3 protein-coding genes are annotated in these 3,077 nt (G+C 47.3%); all 3 read left to right on the top strand.

The features are described from left to right. Positions 1 to 926 (top strand): methyl-accepting chemotaxis protein (locus tag Q0C19_RS11690; RefSeq protein ID WP_295056272.1); only part of this gene is annotated, 926 nt, incomplete at its 5' end. Continuing rightward, positions 927 to 1,190: a hypothetical protein gene (locus Q0C19_RS11695; protein WP_295056275.1), complete on the top strand. Its 264-nt coding sequence runs from the start codon at positions 927 to 929 to the stop codon at positions 1,188 to 1,190. It abuts the gene before it with no gap. After that, positions 1,183 to 3,077, top strand: a 1,895-nt coding sequence (locus tag Q0C19_RS11700) for a chemotaxis protein CheA (protein WP_295056278.1), incomplete at its 3' end; no start/stop codon positions are given. The genes Q0C19_RS11695 and Q0C19_RS11700, both read left to right, overlap by 8 nt.

The raw sequence follows: 3,077 nt of genomic DNA on the forward strand, positions 1-3,077 counted from the left end.
TCCGCGACGGTGCAATGCAGATCACGTCGGCATCCGATCAAGTTGCTTCGTCATCGTCGTCATTGGCACAAGGGGCAAGCGAGCAGGCTTCCAGTGTCGAAGAGGTCAGTGCGACACTCGAAGAGTCCACCGCAATCAACACCCAAAACACCGATAACGCACGTCAAGCCGATATCTTGGCACGAAACGCAAACGATTCGGCAAAAGCGGGATACGAAAAAGGGGAACAGCTCTCCCATTCTATGCACGCAATCACCGAATCGGCGGCAAAAATCTCCGGTATTATTAAAACGATCGATCAGATCGCCTTCCAAACGAACCTCCTTGCCCTCAATGCAGCCGTTGAAGCGGCACGCGCGGGTGAACACGGTCTAGGATTTGCGGTCGTTGCGGACGAAGTACGTAACCTCGCACAACGTGCCGCGTCGGCTGCCAAAGAGACTTCGGATATCATCGAAGAGGTTGTCGGACAAATCAAAGAGGGGAACCAAATTGCCCTTGCAACCCACACCTCGTTCCAAGAGATTGTCGAACAAAGTAAAAAAGTATCCGACCTGATCGGTGAAATCGCTATCGCCGGAAAAGAACAGGCTGAGGGTATGGGCCAGATCAATCAAGCTATGGGACAAGTAGACCAAGTAACCCAACAAGTGGCCGCTAACTCCGAAGAAGCCGCAGCCGCAGCTGAAGAGCTTAACGCCCAAGCAACCTCGATGATGGAAACGGTCCGAATCCTTGCCAAAATGGTAGGGATGGAAAGCGATGCACCCGCAGCACATTCGCTAAAAAAGATGAACCTTCACCATATCGAGATGAAACCATCGGCACCGACACCGCGTAAAGCTTCTCCCGCACCACAAAACAGAGTCGCACCCAAAGCCGATGATGTGTTTCCGCTTAGCGAAAACGATCTGAAAGAGTTTTAAATGGAATTTGACGGAGACGCTCTTACCATCGATTTATCGATGAGTATGGAAGAGATTAAAGAATTTGAAGCGTTTGTCCGCCCCCGTATCGACTATATCGATCGTATTGAAATAGCAGATGGGGGGATACTGAAAAGCAGTGCTCTTCTGGCTCTTTTAGCGAGCCTAAAAAAAACACGTCGTGAACTTGTTATCCCTTTTTTAGAAAAGGGTTCCACTGTTTCACCGGCGTATGGAACCATTCATTGGATATGTCATGACTAAACAAGAACAAGTCAAAGCGATTTTTATCGAAGAGGCGGGGGAGATTATCGAAAAACTCGATGTCGATATTCTCCGCTTCGAAGAGAACTCTACCGATTTTGATCTCCTTAACGAAATTTTCCGAGGTGTTCACACCCTAAAAGGAAATGCTAATGCTTTCGGCTTCACCCGCTTAGGTGAGTTTGTTCACCATTTTGAAGATGTCCTTGATCATTACCGAAGCACCAAAGAGGTGATTGAAACAGCTCAACTCGAACTGATCGTTAACAGTGTCGATGTTATCAAAGAGGTGATGATCTGCGAACTCGATGCACTTCCGGATTTACCGAATGATTATGAGGGGTGTTTGGAGGGGATCAAATCCTTGATCTCTTTCAAAAAAGGGGGATCGGTTGAAACTACACCGGTTGAAGCCACTGCTACGTTTGCCGATTTGGCAACGGAATTTGGATTGGATTGTCCCGATCAGTATGAAAATGATATGGCGCAATCGATCGAGATGATGCGCATTGCCTATCAAGAGGGGATGCAAATCTACCGTATTGAGTTAACTCTTGATACAGACAGCTATAAGCGAGGATTTGATCATCTCATCTTTCTCGGGCTGCTTGGTGAAAACGCGGTCTCCATCGAGAGTTTTTTCAATCTCGAATCGGTTCCCCCTCTGGATAATTTCGCGTGTGAAGAGAATTATCAGAGTAAAATGGGCATTGTCCTCCTCACCACACAATCGCGTGCCGAAGTGGAGGAGAATTTTGAATTTTTATTTGATCATGAATACTCCATTCAAGCAATCGAATCGGCATCTCAGCCGAGTGTATCAGTAGATACTGTTGAAGCAACCGTTGAATCACCTGTCGCAATGGAAACCCCTAAAGCGGTTCAAACACCTTCAACGGCAGCAAAACCTTCTCCCGGATCGGATATCTCTTCGTTGAGCAATGGGGCAAAATCGACGATTCGTATTGATACGTTTAAACTTGACGAACTCTTTGACTCCGTCGGAGAATTGGTTATAGCGCAAAACTTTATTGCCCAAAATGAGAAAATCCGTTTGATCGAGGACGAATCGATCAGCCGAACCATCGAAACCCTCTCTAAAATTACGAAGCGGATTCAAGATCGGGTTATGAGTCTGCGAATGGTCGCGATACGCGATACGTTTGATAAAATGAAACGGGTTGTACGCGATACTTCCAAAAAAACGGGGAAAGAGCTTCATCTCAACGTCATGGGAGAAGAGACCGAGATCGATAAAACGATGATCGACAGCCTTTCTGACCCAATGATTCATATTATCCGTAATGCAATCGATCATGGGCTAGAAGCCGATGCGGCTGAACGTATTAGTGTCGGTAAAAAGGTTGAAGGGAATATTACTTTAAGGGCATTCCACAAAAGCGGCAGTATCGTTATCAGCGTTAGCGATGACGGTCGCGGTATCAATAAAGCAAAAGTACTCCAAAAAGCGATTGATCGAGGTATTATCACAGGGGATGAAAATCTTACTGACAGCCAAATCTTCGGTCTTATCATGCAACCGGGGTTCTCGACTGCCGATACGATCAGTGATCTCTCAGGGCGCGGCGTCGGATTGGACGTTGTCAAAACCTCGATTGAAAAACTGCGCGGTAAAATTGAGATCGAATCCAAAGAGGGGGAGGGGACCACCATCTCCATGGTCCTTCCTTTGACCTTGGCGATTATTGACGGAATGCTCGTTGAAGCAGCGGGTGAGATTTACATCATACCGACCTTGAGCGTCGTTGAATCGTTCCGTCCGGAGCAGGAGATCGTCCATGCCCTCAAAGAAAAAGGGGAGTTTGTCTCCTTACGCGGACAGCATCTGCCGATTATCCGCCTCAGCGACGTATTCAGCCTTCCGAC

It is taken from the genome of Sulfuricurvum sp. (assembly GCF_023250475.1).
Lineage (GTDB): Bacteria > Campylobacterota > Campylobacteria > Campylobacterales > Sulfurimonadaceae > Sulfuricurvum.